At 72.1% G+C, this 18071-nt stretch carries 14 protein-coding genes; 10 read left to right on the forward strand and 4 right to left on the reverse strand.

The annotated features are described in order from the left end of the window. Positions 1–39 precede the first annotated feature (39 nt). Positions 40–879, reverse strand: coding sequence for a hypothetical protein (locus AB0N04_RS18620; protein ID WP_360211580.1), 840 nt, complete (start codon positions 877–879; stop codon positions 40–42). Between the two features lie 191 nt (positions 880–1070). Between AB0N04_RS18620 and AB0N04_RS18625 the strand changes: the two genes are divergently transcribed. Further along, on the forward strand, positions 1071–3707 hold the full coding sequence (locus AB0N04_RS18625; protein ID WP_360211578.1) for a valine--tRNA ligase: 2637 nt from the start codon (positions 1071–1073) through the stop codon (positions 3705–3707). Between the two features lie 333 nt (positions 3708–4040). Continuing rightward, on the forward strand, positions 4041–4565 hold the full coding sequence (locus AB0N04_RS18630; RefSeq protein WP_360211576.1) for a hypothetical protein: 525 nt from the start codon (positions 4041–4043) through the stop codon (positions 4563–4565). 25 nt (positions 4566–4590) lie between these two features. On the opposite strand, the gene AB0N04_RS18635 is transcribed toward AB0N04_RS18630, so the two are convergent. The 3 genes from AB0N04_RS18635 to AB0N04_RS18645 form a co-directional block, all read right to left on the reverse strand. Further along, positions 4591–6153 (reverse strand): glycosyl hydrolase family 18 protein, encoded by a 1563-nt coding sequence (locus tag AB0N04_RS18635; protein WP_360211574.1) that lies wholly within the window; start codon positions 6151–6153, stop codon positions 4591–4593. 169 nt (positions 6154–6322) lie between these two features. Next, positions 6323–7468 carry a UDP-N-acetylglucosamine 2-epimerase (non-hydrolyzing) gene (gene wecB / locus AB0N04_RS18640; RefSeq protein ID WP_360211572.1) on the reverse strand — a complete coding sequence of 382 codons (1146 nt, stop codon included), beginning with the start codon at positions 7466–7468 and terminating at the stop codon, positions 6323–6325. Between the two features lie 66 nt (positions 7469–7534). Next, positions 7535–8968 (reverse strand): glycosyltransferase family 2 protein, encoded by a 1434-nt coding sequence (locus AB0N04_RS18645; protein WP_360211570.1) that lies wholly within the window; start codon positions 8966–8968, stop codon positions 7535–7537. Positions 8969–9142: 174 nt separating this feature from the next. Between AB0N04_RS18645 and AB0N04_RS18650 the strand changes: the two genes are divergently transcribed. The 8 genes from AB0N04_RS18650 (at position 9143) to rodA (ending at position 18029) form a co-directional block, all read left to right on the forward strand. Next, positions 9143–10534 carry a folylpolyglutamate synthase/dihydrofolate synthase family protein gene (locus AB0N04_RS18650; RefSeq protein ID WP_360211568.1) on the forward strand — a complete coding sequence of 464 codons (1392 nt, stop codon included), beginning with the start codon at positions 9143–9145 and terminating at the stop codon, positions 10532–10534. 1 nt (position 10535) lies between these two features. Beyond that, on the forward strand, positions 10536–10886 hold the full coding sequence (locus tag AB0N04_RS18655; protein WP_360211566.1) for a DUF4233 domain-containing protein: 351 nt from the start codon (positions 10536–10538) through the stop codon (positions 10884–10886). Positions 10887–10995: 109 nt separating this feature from the next. Beyond that, positions 10996–11409, forward strand: a complete 414-nt coding sequence (gene ndk, locus AB0N04_RS18660; RefSeq protein ID WP_360211564.1) for a nucleoside-diphosphate kinase — start codon at positions 10996–10998, stop codon at positions 11407–11409. Between the two features lie 319 nt (positions 11410–11728). After that, positions 11729–12754 (forward strand): rod shape-determining protein, encoded by a 1026-nt coding sequence (locus AB0N04_RS18665; RefSeq protein ID WP_030256393.1) that lies wholly within the window; start codon positions 11729–11731, stop codon positions 12752–12754. A 95-nt stretch (positions 12755–12849) separates the two neighbouring features. Further along, entirely contained in the window at positions 12850–13797 is a 948-nt protein-coding gene (gene mreC / locus AB0N04_RS18670; RefSeq protein WP_360211562.1) for a rod shape-determining protein MreC, read from the forward strand. Between the two features lie 3 nt (positions 13798–13800). Beyond that, positions 13801–14442, forward strand: coding sequence for a rod shape-determining protein MreD (gene mreD, locus AB0N04_RS18675; protein WP_360211560.1), 642 nt, complete (start codon positions 13801–13803; stop codon positions 14440–14442). 57 nt (positions 14443–14499) lie between these two features. Continuing rightward, positions 14500–16833: a penicillin-binding protein 2 gene (gene mrdA / locus AB0N04_RS18680; protein ID WP_360211558.1), complete on the forward strand. Its 2334-nt coding sequence runs from the start codon at positions 14500–14502 to the stop codon at positions 16831–16833. Continuing rightward, a complete protein-coding gene (gene rodA / locus AB0N04_RS18685) occupies positions 16830–18029 on the forward strand; it encodes a rod shape-determining protein RodA (protein ID WP_360211556.1) in 1200 nt (399 codons plus the stop codon). The genes mrdA and rodA overlap by 4 nt, the downstream gene beginning before the upstream one ends. The last annotated feature ends 42 nt before the right edge of the window (positions 18030–18071 follow it).

Here is an 18071-nt window from a genome sequence, read left to right on the forward strand (position 1 = left end):
CCGGGCCGGTGCGGCGTCGCCGCCGGCCGGCCCGGCGGGCTACTTGGCGACCTTCATCGCGTCGCGGATCGCCCGGGCCTTGTCGGCCGCCTGCGCCGGGGTGATCCCCTGCGCGCCGCCGGTCAGGCTGACCTTGCTGAAGGTGATCCGGCCGGTGGTGGAGTTGTCCGCCCACACGCAGATCGTCGGCCCGGCCTTGCCCGCGATGACGCTGACCACACCGCAGGCGAGCCGCGCCGAGGAGCTGTGGGCGTCCTGCGCCGGGTAGTCGGTCAGCGGGGTGGACCAGGTCGCGCCGCCGCTGTCCTTCTTGGAGTCGTCGATGACCTGCCCCGGGTCGCTGATGTCCCCGTAGACGCCGAGGATCGAGAGCGTGTCGAGCGGGTCCGAGCCCTTGGCGTAGCTGGTCGCCAGCGCGGTGAGGTTCTTGCCGAACTTCGCGGCCTCGGCCTTGCTCGGGTCGACGGCCTCCTCCTTGGAGGACTTCTGGACGTAGCCGTCCGGCAGCGACTGCGGCGCGGAGATCTTGTAGTTGCCGCCGGAGTCGCCGGCCATGAACTTCCACGCGGCGAAGCCGCCGCCGCCCAGCACCAGCGCACCGACCACCAGGCCGACCACCAGACCGGTCTTCCCCTTCTTCGGCGGGGCCGGGTAGCCCGGCTGGCCGTACGGGGCCTGCGGCGGCACGCCGTACGGCTGCTGCGGGGCGCCGTAGGGCTGCTGGGGCGCGCCGTACGGCTGGCCGCCCTGCGGCGGGTAGCCGTACTGGGGCTGCGGCGCGCCGTACGGCTGCTGCGGCTGCGGCGGGCCGTACGGGGGCTGTCCCCCGTACGGCTGCTGGGGCTGTCCCTGCGGATACTGCTGTCCCTGGCCGTACATCTGCGTCTGTGCTCCCCCGCCGCACCCGCGGCCTGTCATGGTGTGGATCTGCTCCGTACCCGTGCCGCAAACCGGACGAGTGTCCGGGAACGGTACCGCACGGCGCCCGGCGGCGACCCGTTCGGGCGGCTCGCGTCCGAGGGGCGAAAGCGGTTCGTAACACGTGCCCGCGGTTACGTAAACTGTGCGTCGTGACCGACACGACGAACCAGCGCCCCGTGAGCACCACCGGGGACGAAGCAGCAACCCTCCCGACGACCTACACCCCAGCGGACGTAGAGGGCGAGCTGTACGAGCGCTGGGTGGAGCGTGGCTACTTCGCCGCCGACGCGAAGAGCGACAAGCCCCCGTTCACCGTCGTCATCCCTCCGCCGAACGTCACCGGCAGCCTGCACCTGGGCCACGCCTTCGAGCACACGCTGATCGACGCGCTGGTCCGCCGCAAGCGGATGCAGGGCTTCGAGGCGCTGTGGCAGCCCGGCATGGACCACGCCGGCATCGCCACCCAGAACGTGGTCGAGCGCGAGCTCGCCAAGGAGGGCAAGTCCCGCCACGACCTGGGCCGGGAGGCCTTCGTCGAGCGCGTCTGGAAGTGGAAGGCGGAGTCCGGCGGCCAGATCTCCGGCCAGATGCGCCGCCTCGGGGACGGCGTGGACTGGTCCCGCGAGCGCTTCACCATGGACGAGGGCCTGTCCCAGGCCGTCCAGACCATCTTCAAGAAGCTCTTCGACGACGAGCTGATCTACCGCGCCGAGCGCATCATCAACTGGTGCCCGCGCTGCCTCACCGCCATCTCGGACATCGAGGTGGAGTACCAGGACGACGACGGCGAGCTGGTCTCGATCCGCTACGGCGAGGGCGACGCCTCGATCGTCGTGGCCACCACCCGCGCCGAGACGATGCTGGGCGACACGGCCGTGGCCGTCCACCCGGAGGACGAGCGCTACCGGCACCTGGTCGGCACCGAGATCGAGCTGCCGCTGACCGGCCGTCGCATCCCGGTCGTCGCCGACGCCCACGTCGACCCGGAGTTCGGCACCGGCGCCGTCAAGGTGACGCCCGCCCACGACCCGAACGACTTCGAGATCGGCCAGCGGCACGACCTGCCGAACATCGCCGTCATGGACGAGCACGCGGTCATCACCGTGCACGGCCCCTTCCTCGGCCTGGACCGCCTGGAGGCCCGCTCGGCGATCGTCGCCGCGCTGCGCGCCGAGGGCCGGATCGTCGCCGAGAAGCGCCCGTACGTCCACTCGGTCGGCCACTGCTCGCGCTGCAAGACCACCATCGAGCCGCGGCTGTCCATGCAGTGGTGGGTCAAGGTCGGCCCGCTCGCCAAGGCCGCGGGCGACGCGGTCCGCGACGGCAAGGTCAAGATCCACCCGCAGGAGATGGAGAAGCGCTACTTCGACTGGGTCGACAACCTGCACGACTGGTGCATCTCGCGCCAGCTGTGGTGGGGCCACCGGATCCCGGTCTGGTACGGCCCGAACGGCGAGGTCGTCTGCGTCGGACCGGACGAGCAGCCGCCCGCCGGCGAGGGCTGGCACCAGGACACCGACGTCCTGGACACCTGGTTCTCCTCCGGCCTGTGGCCGTTCTCCACGCTCGGCTGGCCCGAGCAGACCGAGAGCCTGGCGAAGTTCTACCCGAACTCCGTCCTGGTCACCGGGTACGACATCCTCTTCTTCTGGGTCGCCCGGATGATGATGTTCGGCCTCTACGCGATGGACGGCACCCCGCCGTTCCACACCATCGCGCTGCACGGCATGGTCCGTGACCAGAACGGCAAGAAGATGTCGAAGTCCTTCGGCAACGTCGTCAACCCGCTGGACTGGATGGACAAGTACGGCTCCGACGCGCTGCGCTTCACGCTGGCGCGCGGTGCCAACCCGGGCGTCGACGTCCCGATCGGCGAGGACTGGGTCCAGGCGGCCCGCAACTTCGCCAACAAGATCTGGAACGCCACCCGCTTCGCGCTGATGAACGGCGCCACCGTCGAGGGCCCGCTGCCCGCGCCGGAGGAGCTGACCGCGGCCGACCGCTGGATCCTGTCGCGGCTCAACAGCACCGTCGCCGAGGTGGACGGGCTGTACGAGGACTACCAGTTCTCCAAGCTGTCCGAGGCGCTCTACCACTTCGCGTGGGACGAGGTCTTCGACTGGTACGTCGAGCTCTCCAAGACCACCCTGGCCAAGGGCGGCCCGCAGGCCGACGCCGCGCGCCGGGTGCTCGGTGAGGTCCTGGACGTCACGCTGCGGCTGCTGCACCCGATCGTGCCCTTCGTCACCGAGACGCTGTGGACCACGCTCACCGGTGCGGAGTCCGTCGTCATCGCCGACTGGCCGACCGACAGCGGCTACCGCGACGCCGCGGCCGAGGCCGAGATCGCCACGCTGCAGCAGGTGGTCACCGAGGTCCGCAGGTTCGCCGTGAGCCAGGGCCTCAAGGACCGCCAGCGCGTCCCGGCGAAGCTGGAGCTGGACGGCACCGTGCTGGCCGTCCACGAGGACGCGATCCGCTCGCTGCTGCGGCTGACCGTCCCGGAGGAGGGCTTCGTGGCCACCGCCTCGCTGCCGGTCGCCGGCGCCACCGTCTCGCTCGACCTCTCGGGCACCATCGACGTCGCGGCGGAGCGCAAGCGCCTCGCCAAGGACCTCGCGGTCGCCGAGAAGGAGAAGGCGCAGACCACCGCCAAGCTCGGCAACGAGGCGTTCCTCGCCAAGGCGCCGGACGAGGTGGTCGCCAAGATCAAGGTCCGCCAGGAGGCCGCCGAGGCCGACATCGCCCGGATCACCGCCCAGCTCGCGGCGCTGCCGCAGGGCTGAGCCCGTACCGGCCGGTGAGGGGCCGCACTCCGCGACGCGCGGGGTGCGGCCCCTCGGCGTTCCCCGGCCCGGCGACCCGGCCGGATACCCGGCACGGATGCCCCGGCCGGGCCGCGGCCGTTCCCGTTACGCCTAATAGCGCAGCAACATTGCTCCCTTCCGGCGAATATTCATCCTGGACCGGGTGAGGTCTTATTCCGAGCGAATTCATTCCGGTCTTGCCCGCGCGGGTTCGCGGAAGTTTGCAGGTCGGATGTGTACGGTGTGCTCGGAGTTTCCGCTGAGCGTTTGTGCGGAGCGTTTCTGCTGAACGGACGGACGGGAGGGCATGGCGTGGTGGTGACCGAGGAGTTGGCCGACGAACTGCCTGCCGAGGCGGTCGAGGAGGCCAAGGTCAGGGCGGCGACCCTGCTGCTCGCCTTCCGGCACGGCAACCAGCTCGCTTTCGACCGCGAGCTGGACCAGCTGTTCGCCGAGCACGCCGGGCGCGAGGTGACCACCCTGCTCGCCTGGATCGCCGCCGAGGCCGTCCGCAAGGCGTACGCCCCCGAGGTCGGCGACCGGGTGCTGCGGGCGATGGCCCGGCGCGCCCCGGCCGACAGCGGTGCCGTCGCGGTGGACGAGGAGAGCGCGGACGCGGCCCGGCTGATCGAGGCGGTGGCGGCCGGCGAGGTGGCGGAGGTGCGCGGGCTGGTCGCCTCGACGGCCGACACCACCTTCCTGCTCGGCGGTCTGCTGCAGGGCGTGGCGATGATGCTGCCGCTGCTGCCCGAGGGCGAACTGGCCGAGATCACGGCCGAGCTGCGCCGCCGTCACGGGGGCGCGGTGCACGTCCCGGAGGCCCGGGCCGGGGTCTGAGGGCCCCGCCCCGGGCCCGCCGCCGTCAGGGCATGGCGTGCAGGTGCGCGCCGATGGTGGTGGCGACCGGGTTGCCCGCCCGGGCGTCCCAGTTGGTGGACCAGGTCATCGCCCCGCCGATGCCGGGCCAGGTGGTGTCCGGCCGGTAGCTGCCGCAGGCGGTGCCGGCCGCCAGGCAGTCCAGGGCGTTGGCGACGGTGCTCGCGGCGACGTACCCGCCGCCCGCCGCGCTGGTGGACGCGGGCACCCCGATCCCGACCTGGTCGGGCCGCAGCCCGCCCTTGAGCTGGATGCAGGCCAGGGCGGTGAGGAAGTTCTCGGTGCCCTGCGAGTAGACGTTCCCGTCGCAGCCGTTCATCGCGCCGGAGTTGTAGTACTGCATGTTGACGATGGTGAGGACGTCCTTCACGTTCAGCGCCAGCTTGAAGTACTCCGTGCCGGTCGACTGCATGTCGATCGTCTGCGGAGCCATGGTGAGGACGAATCCGGTGCCGGCCTTCGCCGCCAGGGCGTGCAGTGCCTGGCCCAGGTAGGCGGCGTTGACCCCGTTCTCCAGGTCGATGTCGATCCCGTCGAAGCCGTAGGACTGCATCAGCGCCCAGGCGGTGCTGGTGAAGGTCGCGGCGGAGGCCGCGTCGCCCACCCACACGGTGCCGTTCTGCCCGCCGACCGAGAGCACCACGCGCTTGCCGGCCGCCCGCTTGGCCGCGATGTCGGCCTTGAACTGGGCGTCGGTGTAGCCGCCGAGGCGGGTGGAGAGCGCGGGGTCGAGGGTGAAGCTCAGGCCGCCCCGGGTGGCGGTGGCGTCCGCGAAGGAGACCGCGATGACGTCGTAGGCCGCCGGGACGTCGCTGATCCGCTGGACGGTGGCGCCGTTGTCGAAGTTCTGCCAGTAGCCGGTGAGGATGTGCTTGGGCAGGCCGGGGGGCCGGCCGGTCGAGGTCGCGGTCGGGCTGCCGGTGGCGGTCGCGGTGGGGCTGCCACTGACGGTGCCGGTGGGGGAGGGGCTGCCGGTCGCGGTCGGGCTGGGGGACGTGGTGGTGGTCGGGCTCTGCGAGGGCTGCGGCCTGCCGGGGCCGATGAGTGACACGTCGTCGGCCAGGAAGGCGGGCTGCCCGTACCAGCCGTGCAGGTAGACGGTGACGCTGGTGGTGCTCGGGCCGGTGGTGAAGCCGGTGCTGAGCCGGCCCCAGCCCGCCGAGGTGGTCCAGGTGCTGGGGTCGGTGCCGCCGGTGCCGCGGGCGCCCAGGTAGACGTACGAGCCCTGGACCCAGGAGGCGAGGGTGTACGTCGAGGAGGGCTTCACGGCGACGGTCTGGGTGCACTCGCCGGTGTCGCCCGCCCCGGGGGTGGACTGCAGGGCGTAGCGGCCGGAGTGCACGGTGGTGCTCTGGACGGCGCCGCTGCCGCAGGTCCAGCCGGCCGGGGTGCCGGTCTCGAAGCCGCCGTTGGTGATCAGGTCGGGGTCGGCGGCGCGGGCGCCGGGGCCGGTGGCGAGGAGGAGCCCGGTCAGGCCCAGGGCCATGGCGCAGGCCCCGGCGAGCAGGGAGCGGCCGGCGCGTGGGCGCCGGTGTCGGAAAGGTGGCATGACTCCATCTCCGGTGGGGGAGGCCCGGCGGCGTCCCGGTGGTGGGGGTGGGATGCCGTCCGGGGTGTCGATGGTGCGCGTGTGGGAGCTACCGACAACTCAAGTCCCTGTCGGGGAAGGAGACTTGCCTCACAAGGTGGAGTAGACCAATCCGGCTGTCAAGAGGGCGCTACGCGGCCGCCAGCTGTACCGCGTCGTCGGCCGACTCGGCGGCGGCGGCGGTCAGCGCGGCGATCCGGGCCGACGCGAGGCCGTCGCCGTACGGGCTCGGGGTGGCCGCGAGCCGGGCGAGCCGTTCGGGGGTGTCGGCCAGCCAGGCCCGGGCCAGCTCGCCGAGCTCCTCGCCGGGGCCCACCAGCGCGGCGAAGCCCGCCGCGACCGCCTCCGGGCGCTCGGTCGAGCGGCGCACCACGAGCAGCGGGCGGCCGAGGACGGTGCACTCCTCCTGCACGCCGCCGGAGTCGGAGACGAGCAGCGCGGCGTGGCGCGCCAGGCCGAGGAAGTCGGCGTAGCGGACCGGCCCGGTGACGGCGAGCCGGTCCAGCAGCCGCTCCAGGCCGAAGCGTTCGACGGCGGCCCGGGTGCGCGGGTGCATCGGGAACAGCACCGGGGTGCCGGCCCGGGCGATCCGGTCCAGCTCGGCCAGCACGGCGCCGAGCGCCCCGGCGGTGTCGGTGTTCTCCGGGCGGTGCACGGTGGCCAGCACGTAGGCGTCCGGCCGCAGCCCGTGGGCGGCGAGCAGTGCGGCGCGGGTGGCGCCGTCCGGCAGCTGGCGGCGGACCACCTCGACGACGGTGTTGCCGGTGAGGGCGATCCGCTCCTCGGCGAGCGACTCGGCGCGCAGGTTGGCGACGTTGTCCCCGGTGGCGGCACAGAGCAGGTCGGCGACGTGGTCGACCATCACCCGGTTGTGCTCCTCGGGCATCGCCCGGTCGAAGCTGCGCAGCCCGGCCTCGACGTGCACCAGCGGGATCCCGCGGGCGTTGGCCGCCAGCGCCCCGGCGAGGGTGGCGTTGGTGTCGCCCTGGACGACCACGGCGGCGGGTCGGTCCTCGGCGAAGGCGGCGTCCAGCTGGCCGAGGGACTGGGCGATCTGGCCCGCCCGCGGGCGGCCGCCGACGCCGGTCAGCAGCTCCGGACGGGGCAGGTCCAGGTCGCGCAGGAAGCGGCCGGACATGGCCTCGTCCCAGTGCTGGCCGGTGTGCACCAGGCGGGTCGCGTCGCCCAGCTCGTGGATCAGCGGGGCGAGCTTGACCAGCTCGGGGCGGGTGCCGAGGACGACGGCGACGCTGGCGGGGGGAAGACAGGTGCTCATGGGGGAGGGCTCCGCGGGGGTCGGGGGCTCGGGGGGCCTGGCGGGGGCCGGGGCGGTGGGGCCGGCTCAGGACTCGAGTGCGGTGGGGGCGCCGAGGGCGACCTTCTCGGCGTTGCGCCGGGTCTTGGCCCAGCCGTTGCGGCCGAGCGCGATCCGGACGGCGGCCCGGGTGGCGACGACGAACAGGTGGTAGGCGTACAGCCAGACCAGGACGCCCCAGAGCAGCCCGGTGAGCCGGCTGCGGTCGGGGTGGACGAGCCGGCGGTAGGCGAAGCCCCAGAAGACCATCGGCAGGGTGGCGATCACGAAGGCCAGCAGCATGTACGGCCCGAACCGGAGCTGGAAGTCGGCGGTCTCCGCGGGGAAGAGCACCAGTCCGGCCGCCGTGATCGCGAGCGAGAGCGGGGTCAGCAGGACGAGCAGCACGCAGACCACCGGCTGCAGGAAGGTGTACAGCACCTCGGCCTTGCCGGCCGGGGTGTAGTGGGGGGAGCGCAGCACCCGGCCGGTGTACCGCAGGCACTGCATGTTGCCCTGGGCCCAGCGGGTGCGCTGGGTGAGGAAGCGGCGCAGCGAGACCAGGCCCTCCTGGGAGACCTGGGTCTCGGTGACGTGGGTGAGCCGCCAGCCGGCCAGCCGGAGGTCGAGGCCGGACTCGTAGTCCTCCAGCAGGGCGCGCTCGGGCCAGGGGCGGCCGGCCCGGCCCTCCTCGGCGGTGAGCGCGTCGAGCGCGGTGAGGCGGACGAACTGGCCGTTGCCGCCGAGGCCGACGCTGCCGGTGCGGCGGCGCAGCAGCTGCATGCCGGCGTTGTTGGCCTGGAACTCGACGTCCTGCATCCGGACCAGGGCGCGGGCGAGCGCGTTGGCGGCGCGGCCGCGGCCGGGCAGCGGGAGTTCGTCGTCGGCGTTGCGCATGCGCACGCCGATCTGGACGGCGCCGGTGTCGGGGCGGCCGAGCGCCTTGGCGTTGCAGACCCGGGCGAGGGTGCCGGGGTCGAGCCGCCCGTCGGCGTCGACGACGCCGATCACCACGCGCGAGCGGTCGGCCGAGGCGGGGAGCCGGGCGGAGATCTCGCGGTAGGCGGCGTTGAGGGCGGCGCCCTTGCCGATCCGGGCGTGCGGGCGGCGGCGCTGGACGAGGTGGACGCGGTCGTCGTGGGCCGCGGCGGCGAGCACCAGCTCGCGGGTGGCGTCCTCGCTGTCGTCGTCGATCACCCAGAGGTGGGCCTCGGGTGCGCTCTCGCGCAGTCCGGCCAGGGTCTGGGCGACCACGGCCTCCTCGTCGCGGCAGGGGATCACCAGGTGCCACTGGAAGGCCGCGGGGTCGCCGGGCTCGGCGGGCCGGTCGTGCCGGAAGGCGTGCCGGGAGCCGGCCCAGTACACGAGGAAGCGCGCGAAGACGAAGGCCATGTAGCCGACGAGGGCCAGCGAGACGAGTCCGGCTAACCAGACCACGGAGTCCTGGCGGAGCACGATCCAGTCGTGCAGGGCGTCGGGCATGGCGCGGTTCTCCTCGTGAATCAAAGGCGGAGTGACTCCTCGGGGTGCGAATCGATGCTTCGTTGCGGATCAAATCGCCAAATCAATAGTAAAGGGGGCAAACTGGAAACACCGCCCAAAGTGGCCGTTCTCACCCCGTGAGGACCGCCCGCCACCGCTCCGTAGACTGTGGTCGTGAGCGACAAGGCCGACCCGAACCCGTACACCCTCCGCCCCGCCGACGGCGACACCGGCGACGCCCTGCGCGACGTCGAGGTGGAGCTCTCCAAGCGCTGGCCGGAGAACAAGCTGGAGCCCTCGCTCGACCGGATCGAGGCGCTGATGGACATCCTGGGCCAGCCCCAGCGGTCCTTCCCCTCCATCCACATCACCGGCACCAACGGCAAGACCTCCACCGCCCGGATGATCGAGCAGCTGCTCAACACCTTCGAGCTGCGCACCGGCCGCTACACCAGCCCGCACGTGGAGACCGTCACCGAGCGGATCAGTCTCGACGGCGCCCCGATCACCCCCGAGCGTTTCGTCGAGGTCTACCGCGACATCGAGCCCTACGTGCAGATGGTCGACGCCCAGCAGCCCGTGCCGATGTCCTTCTTCGAGGTGCTGACCGGCATGGCCTACGCCGCCTTCGCCGACGCCCCGGTGGACGTCGCCGTGGTCGAGGTCGGCATGGGCGGCTCCTGGGACGCCACCAACGTCATCGACTCCGCCGTCGCCGTGATCACCCCGATCGGGCTGGACCACACCGACAAGCTCGGCGGGACCACCGGCGAGATCGCGGTCGAGAAGTCCGGGATCATCAAGTCGGGGGCCGTCGCCGTCGTCGCCCAGCAGCAGCTGGACGCCGCCCAGAACATCCTGCGGCGCGCCGTCGAGGTGGACGCCACCGTCGCCCGCGAGGGCATGGAGTTCGGCGTGATCCGCCGTGAGCTCGCCATCGGCGGGCAGCTGGTGACGCTGCGTGGGCTCGGCGGCGAGGAGTACGAGGACGTCTTCATCCCGCTGCACGGCGAGCACCAGGCGCACAACGCGGCGCTGGCGCTGGCGGCGGTCGAGGCCTTCTTCGGCGTCGGCGGCGCCCGCGGCGGGCAGCTCGACCCCGACAAGATCCGCCAGGGCTTCTCCGGCGTCTCCTCGCCGGGCCGCCTGGAGGTCGTCCGGCGCAGCCCCACGATCATCCTGGACGCCGCGCACAACCCGCACGGCGCCCGCGCCACCGTCGCCGCCCTCGGCGAGTCCTTCGGCTTCACCCGGCTCGTCGGCGTGATCGGCACCTCCGGCGACAAGGACGTGGCCGGCGTGCTGGAGGCCTTCGAGCCGATCCTCGCCGAGGTCGTCATCACCCAGAACTCCACCCACCGCGCGATGGACGTCGACGCGCTGGCCGCCCTCGCCGTCGAGGTCTTCGGCGAGGACCGCGTCCAGGTCGAGCCGCGGCTCGACGACGCCATCGCCGCCGCCGTCACCCTCGCCGAGGAGGAGGGCGACCTCGGCGGTGCCGGGGTGCTGGTCACCGGTTCGGTCATCACGGTGGGCGAGGCCCGCCTGCTGCTCGGGAGGAAGTGACATGAGGACGCTCTGTTCCTCGACGCTGATCGGCGAGGCGCTGCTGATCATGTTCGCCGCGCTGGTCGCGATGCAGCTCTCCGACGTCTCCACCGCCACCGTGTGGATCGTCAGCGGCATCGCGATGGCGCTGTGCGTGCTGCTCTGCGGCATGATCAACCGGCCCGGTGCGGTCCAGATCGGCTGGGCGCTCCAGATCGGACTGGTCGCCAGCGGCCTCGTCCTGCCGACGATGTTCGTGCTCGGCCTGGTCTTCGCCGGCCTGTGGTGGTGCTCGGTGCACTACGGCCGCAAGGTGGACGCGTTCAAGGCCGCCCGCGCGGCCGCGGAGGCGGCCGTCGCCGGCGTCTGAAGGTCCGGACCAGCGGGCGGACCCGCCGCTCACGCAAGGTAACCTCTGGCGTGTCGGCCCCCGCTCGTCGAACCGACTTCCGCCGAACCGAATCCCCAGGAGACGCACCGTGTCCCAGCGCACTCTGGTCCTGCTCAAGCCCGACGCCGTCCGCCGCGGCCTGGCCGGCGAGATCATCAGCCGCATCGAGCGCAAGGCCGGCTGGCGGCTCACCGCGGCCGAGCTGCGCACCTTCGACCGGGCGACGCTGGAGCAGCACTACGAGGAGCACGTCGGGCGCCCGTTCTACGAGCCGCTGCTGGAGTTCATGACCTCCGGCCCGTCGATCGCCCTGATCGTCGAGGGCGAGGAGGTCGTGAAGGGCATCCGGATGCTGGCCGGTGCGACCAACCCGCTGGAGGCCGGCGCCGGTACCATCCGCGGCGACTACGCGACGATCACCCGCGAGAACCTGATCCACGCCTCGGACTCCCCGGAGTCGGCCGAGCGCGAGATCAAGATCTTCTTCCCGGCCCACGCCTGAGCCGGTCCGGGCGACACGCCCGGGGACCTCGGGGCTGCCCCGGTCGGGACCATTGGCCCGGCCGGGGCATTCTTATCGTGAAATAAGCAACCAGGGGCGCCGACACGGCGTCCCAATGCTCGGAGAAGCGATCACGCTCCGGACAATGGACGGTATGCCCCACGTCGACGTCCGTACCGCGCGGCGTGACTACGATGGACGCGACTCAAGGGCCCGGTAAGGCAGCTCAGCTGGTCTCCGCCCCCGTGCGGGCGCGCGCTCTCGTCCACCCCCCATGAACTCCGAGCCCGGGAAGGCACCTCACCCCATGGCGAGCAACCTGTCGTTCATCGGCCGCGACTTGGCGATCGACCTTGGAACTGCCAACACGCTGGTGTACGTCCGGGGCAAGGGGATCGTCCTCAACGAGCCGTCCGTCGTCGCGGTGAACACCAACACCGGCGGCATCCTCGCGGTCGGCGCCGAGGCCAAGAAGATGATCGGCCGCACCCCGGGCAACATCGTCGCCATCCGCCCGCTCAAGGACGGCGTGATCGCCGACTTCGAGATCACCGAGCGGATGCTCCGCTACTTCATCCTCAAGATCCACCGCCGCCGCTACCTCGCCCGCCCGCGGGTCGTGGTCTGCGTCCCCTCCGGCATCACCGGCGTCGAGCGCCGCGCCGTCATCGAGGCCTCCTCCCAGGCCGGCGCCCGCCAGGTCCACATCATCGAGGAACCGATGGCCGCCGCCATCGGCGCAGGCCTGCCCGTCCACGAGGCCACCGGCAACATGGTCGTCGACATCGGCGGCGGCACCACCGAGGTCGCCGTCATCTCCCTCGGCGGCATCGTCACCGCCCAGTCCATCCGGGTCGCCGGCGACGAACTGGACAACGCGATCGTCCAGCACATCAAGAAGGAGTACTCGCTGCTCCTCGGCGAGCGCAGCGCCGAGCAGATCAAGATGAGCATCGGCAGCGCCTTCGGCCTGGAGGGCGAGAAGGACGAGCACGCCGAGATCCGCGGCCGCGACCTCGTCAGCGGCCTGCCCAAGACCGTGGTCATCTCCGCCGCCGAGGTCCGCGAGGCCATCGACGAACCGGTCAACTCGATCATCGACGCGGTGAAGACCACCCTCGACCAGTGCCCGCCCGAGCTGGCCGGCGACGTCATGGACCGCGGCATCGTGCTCACCGGCGGCGGCGCCCTGCTGCGCGGCCTCGACGAGCGGCTGCGCCGCGAGACCGGCATGCCGATCCACATCGCCGAGAACCCGCTCGACTCCGTCGCGCTCGGCTCCGGCAAGTGCGTCGAGGAGTTCGAGGCGCTCCAGCAGGTACTGGACGCCCAGCCGCGCCGTTAGCACCGACGAGACATCCGACACTCAACTGAACGGGCCGCCGCCCGAGCCCCACAGCCCGGGCGGCCGGCCAGGTACGAAGGGGCAGTACCAGCACCGTGAGGGACACACGAGAGAGCCGGCTGCTGCTCATCCTGCTGGTGGCGGTCGCCTTCGCACTCATCACCGTGGACATCAAGGGCGGTGAGGACTCCCCGCTCGGCGGCGCCCGGCACGCCGCCGCCAGCGTCCTCGGCCCGGTCGAACGGGGCGCCGCCACCGTCGTCGACCCCGTCGCCGACACCGTCCGCGCCTTCCGCGACGCCGCCACCGACAGCGGCCGCACCGACCAGCTCGCCCGCGAGAACACCGAACTGCGGCAGAAGCTGGCCTCCTCCGACATGGCCACCGGGCGCACCAAGCAGCTCGACGACCTGCTGCGCACCGCCGGTACCGGCGGCTACACCGTCAAGGCCGCCCAGGTCATCGCGATCGGCCCGGCCCAGGGCTTCTCCTGGACCATCACCATCGACGCCGGCAGCGACGACGGACTCGCCCGCGACATGACCGTCATCAACGGACAGGGCCTGGTCGGCCGGATCACCACCGTCGCCCCGACCACCGCCACCGTGCTGCTCGCCTCCGACCCCGGCTTCTCGGCCGGCACCCGGCTGGAGGGCAGCGGCGAGATCGGCTTCGCCTCCGGCGGCGGCACCAGCCCGATGAAGGTCTCGCTGCTCAACGGCAAGGCCCAGGTCAAGAACGGCGACCGGCTGGTCACCTTCGGCTCGCAGAGCGGCCGCCCCTTCGTGCCCGGCGTGCCGGTCGGCAAGGTGGTCGAAGTCGAGGCCACCCCGGGCCAGCTGACCAAGACCATCATGGTCGAGCCCTTCGTCCAGTTCACCCGGCTGGACCTGGTCGGCGTGGTGGTCGTACCGCCGCGCACCGACCCGCGCGACGGCGTCCTGCCGCCGGCCCAGGCCCAGAGCCCGGCCGCCGCACCCGCCCAGGGACAGGCCCCGGCCGCCTCCGCCGCCCCGCCCGCCAAGCCCACTGGGGGGAACTGAGCCATGCGCCTCGCCCGCATCCCCGTCTCCGCCGTCCTGATCCTGCTCGGCCTGATCCTGCAGGTCAGCGTCTTCGGGCGGCTCCAGCTGCCGGGGGCCACCCCGGACATACTGCTGCTCGTCGTGGTCGGCCTCGCCATGGTCTACGGGCCGTCCGGCGGCTGCCTGGTCGGCTTCTCGGCCGGCCTGCTGGCCGACCTCGCCCCGCCCTCCGACCACGCGATCGGCCGCTACGCCCTGGTGCTCTGCCTGATGGGCTACGCCGCCGGGCTGCTGCGCCCGGAGCACGGCCGCCAGCGGTCCGTCTCCAGCGCGCTGCTGGTGGTGGCCGCCGCGGCGGTCGCCTCCACCCTGCTCTACGCGATGGTCGGCGCCCTCGTCGGCGACACCGCCGCCCGGCACGTCGGCCTCGGCGGCCTGGTGATCAGCGCCCTGCTGTACGACCTGCTGCTGGCGCCCTTCGTGGTGCCGCTGGTCATGCTCGTCGGCCGCCGCTTCGGGCGCGACCCGGTGACCGCCGCCAGCGGCGACGACGAGGGCGGCCCCGGCCTGGGCACGCTGGCCCGCTACCGCACCACGCGCGAGGTCTCGACCGGCCCGTCCTACAAGAAGCGCCGCGTGCCCGGCTTCGCCAAGCGCCCGTAACCGGCCCCGCCCCGGCCCCCGACCTCCCGACTTCCCGCACCCAGGAGCGCACGAGACGTGAGCAACATCCCCGAGACCGGCCGTACCCGGCGGGTGACGATCCGTCTGGTGGTGCTGCAGATCCTGGTGCTGTCGCTGCTCGCCACCCTCGGCGGACGGCTCTGGTACCTGCAGATCCGCAACGCCAGCGTCTACACCGCCAAGGCGACCGGCAACCACATCCGCGAGGTCGTCGAACCGGCCGTCCGCGGCGAGATCCTGGACGCCTCCGGGCGGATCCTGGCCGGCAACGAGACCCGGCTGGTGGTCTCCGTCAGCCGCACCTCGCTGCTGCAGCAGAAGGACGGCGGCAAGGCCGTGCTCACCCGGCTCGCCGAGGTGCTGGGCATGCCCGCCAAGGACGTGCAGGAGAAGGTCCGGCTCTGCGACGCCAAGACCCCGCAGCCCTGCTGGAACGGCTCGCCCTACCAGCCGATCCCGGTCACCAAGGAGGCGACCACCCAGCAGGCGATGCAGATAATGGAGCGCCGCGAGGACTTCCCCGGGATCACCGCGCAGCCCACCGCCGTGCGCCGCTACACCGGTGCCGAGGGCGCCAACATGGCCCAGGTGCTGGGCTACCTCTCGCCGGTCACCGACGAGGAGGTCAGCAAGACCGCCGACAAGACCGGCCTGGACCGCTACCTGCCGGCCGACCAGATCGGCCGGGCCGGCCTGGAGTCGGTCTACGACCGCGACCTGCGCGGCACCGCCGGCATCACCCAGCTCGAGGTGGACAACCTCGGCCGGGTCATCGGCACCGCCGGCACCGCGGCCCCGCAGACCGGCAACAACCTGGTCACCAGCATCGACGCCCGGGTGCAGAAGGTGGTCGAGGACAACCTGGCCCAGGCGATGGCCGACGCCCGGAAGACCTTCGACAAGGTCACCAACCGCAACTACGAGGCCGACTCCGGCGCCGCCGTCGTGATGGACGTGCACACCGGGCGGATCGTCGCGATGGCCAGCGCACCGACCTACGACCCCAACCTCTGGGTCGGCGGCATCACCGGCAAGGACTACCAGTCGCTGACCAGCAAGGACTCCAACTTCCCGCTGCTGAACCGGGCCATACAGGGTCAGTCCGCCCCCGGCTCGACCTTCAAGGTCATCTCCACCACCGCCGCCGTGCAGGCCGGCTACTCGCTCGACGGCCGGTACGACTGCCCGAAGAGCATGACCATCGGCGGCCGCGAGTTCAAGAACTTCGAGAGCGAGAACTTCGGCGCGATCTCCCTGGAGAAGGCCCTGGAGGTCTCCTGCGACACCGTCTTCTACGGCCTCGCCTACGACCAGTGGATGAAGGACGGCGGCATCAAGCCGAAGAAGGACCCGGGCGACTGGTTCTTCAAGACCGCCCACCAGTTCGGCCTCGGCGCCAAGACCGGCATCGACCTGCCCAGCGAGGTCACCGGACGGGTGCCGGACCGGCAGTGGAAGCAGTCCTTCTTCGACAACAACAAGGACGCCTGGTGCAAGCAGGCGGAGAAGGGCGGCACCAGCTTCTCCGACCAGATCGCCCGGGAGAACTGCGTCGACGGCTACCAGATGCGCGCCGGTGACGCCGTCAACTTCGCGATCGGCCAGGGCGACACGCTCGTCACCCCGGTCCAGATGGCCCGGATCTACTCGGCGCTGGCCAACGGCGGCACCTTCTACCGGCCGACCGTCGCCAAGGCCGTGATAAGCCCGAGCGGGGATCTCGTCCGCGAGATCGCCCCGCACGAGGACGCCAAGTTCCCCGGCGACCAGAAGCTGCTGAGCTACATCGACCAGGCCACCGCGGGCGTCATCACCAGCGGCACCGCGGCCTGGAAGTTCGCCGGGGCCGGCTGGCCGCAGAACAAGATCGAGCTGCACGCCAAGACCGGCACCGCCGAGGTCGAGGGCAAGCAGACCACCTCCTGGCTGACCACGTACAGCAAGGACTACGCGGTCGTCATGACGATAAGCCAGGGCGGCACGGGCTCCGGCGGCTCGGGTGACGCGATCCGACGGATCTACCAGGCCCTCTACGGCGTCGACGACAAGGGCAACATCGACAACGGCAAGGCGCTGCTGCCCGCGCCGCAGACCGAGCTGCCGAAGTTCAACCCGGACGGCACCGCCGTCATCAAGCCCGCCGCGTACACCGTCACCGCCGACCCCGCGCGCGGCACCGCCGCCGACCCGGCCCTGCCGGGCGCCGCGCAGGCCGCTCCCGCGCCGCTGACCCTGTCGGCCGTGCAGGACCTGCCGGCCGCGGCCCCGGCCTTCCTCGACCCGCCGCAGCCGGCCGACCGGCCCGTCCTCGGCACCGCGGCCGGCGCCGCACTCGAACCGAACCGCGGCCCGGGAAGGGGGCGGGCATGACCTCCTACGGCTCGTACCGGCAGCTGCGGCTGGCCCCGCAGCGCAGCGGGGTCTCCAAGGCCCTCGCCAAGGACTCCCCGCTCTGGCGGCTGGACTGGATACTGCTGCTGGCCGCGCTGGCCCTCTCGCTCGGCAGCTCGCTGCTGGTCTGGTCCGCCACCCGCGGACGCGACTCGCTCACCCACGGCGACCCGCAGTACTTCCTGTACCGGCACCTCACCAACCTGGTGGTCGGGCTGGTCCTGTGCGCGGTGGTGATAGGCATAGGGAGTCGGCGCTTCCGCACGCTGGTGCCGTTCCTGTACGTCGGCGTGATCCTCATGCTGCTCGCCACGCTCAGCCCGCTCGGCTCGACCATCAACGGAGCGCACTCCTGGATCCAGCTGGGCGGCGGCTTCTCGATCCAGCCCGCCGAGTTCGCGAAGCTGGCGATCGTGCTCGCGATGGCGGTCGTGCTGTCGGACCAGGTGGACGCCGGGGAGCGGGAGTACCCCTCGCACCGGGCGGTGTTCCGCGGCCTGGTCTGGGCCTGCCTGCCGATGTGCATAGTGCTGCTGATGCCGGACGCCGGCTCGGTGATGGTGATGGCCGCGATCGTGCTGGGCATCCTGCTCGGCTCGGGCGCCGCCAACCGCTGGGTGCTCGGGCTGCTCCTGGCCGGCGCGGGCGGCTGCGTGGCCATCTGGAAGCTCGGCGTGCTCAGCAAGTACCAGATCGACCGCTTCGCCGCCTTCGCCAACCCGCAGCTGGACCCGTCCGGCGTGGGCTACAACACCGCGCAGGCAAGGATCGCGATCGGCTCGGGCGGCCTGACCGGCAAGGGGCTCTTCCACGGGACGCAGACCACCGGGCAGTTCGTCCCGGAGCAGCAGACCGACTTCGTGTTCACGGTGGCCGGCGAGGAGCTCGGCTTCGTCGGCGCGCTGGCGATCATCGTGCTGGTCGGCGTGGTGCTGTGGCGGGCCTGCCGGATCGCCCGCCAGGCGACCGACCTGTACGGGACGATCGTGGCGGCCGGGATCATCGCCTGGTTCTCCTTCCAGGCCTTCGAGAACATCGGGATGTGCCTGGGCATCATGCCGGTGGCCGGCATCCCGCTGCCCTTCGTCTCCTACGGCGGGTCGTCGATGTTCGCGGTCTGGCTCGCGGTCGGGCTGTTGCAGGCGGTGCGCAGCCAGCGGCCGATAGCGGCCTGACCGGCACGTCGGCCCGCCGGCGCGGCCGGCCCGTTCACCGGG

This window comes from Kitasatospora sp. NPDC051702 (assembly GCF_040681575.1).
Lineage (GTDB): Bacteria > Actinomycetota > Actinomycetes > Streptomycetales > Streptomycetaceae > Kitasatospora.

Coding starts and splice junctions, on each gene's coding strand:
- AB0N04_RS18620 (WP_360211580.1), bottom strand. CDS start 879: ATGTACGGCCAGGGACAGCAGTATCCGCAGGGACAGCCCCAGCAGCCG.
- AB0N04_RS18635 (WP_360211574.1), bottom strand. CDS start 6,153: ATGCCACCTTTCCGACACCGGCGCCCACGCGCCGGCCGCTCCCTGCTC.
- wecB (WP_360211572.1), bottom strand. CDS start 7,468: ATGAGCACCTGTCTTCCCCCCGCCAGCGTCGCCGTCGTCCTCGGCACC.
- AB0N04_RS18645 (WP_360211570.1), bottom strand. CDS start 8,968: ATGCCCGACGCCCTGCACGACTGGATCGTGCTCCGCCAGGACTCCGTG.
- AB0N04_RS18655 (WP_360211566.1), top strand. CDS start 10,536: ATGAGGACGCTCTGTTCCTCGACGCTGATCGGCGAGGCGCTGCTGATC.
- mreD (WP_360211560.1), top strand. CDS start 13,801: ATGCGCCTCGCCCGCATCCCCGTCTCCGCCGTCCTGATCCTGCTCGGC.
- rodA (WP_360211556.1), top strand. CDS start 16,830: ATGACCTCCTACGGCTCGTACCGGCAGCTGCGGCTGGCCCCGCAGCGC.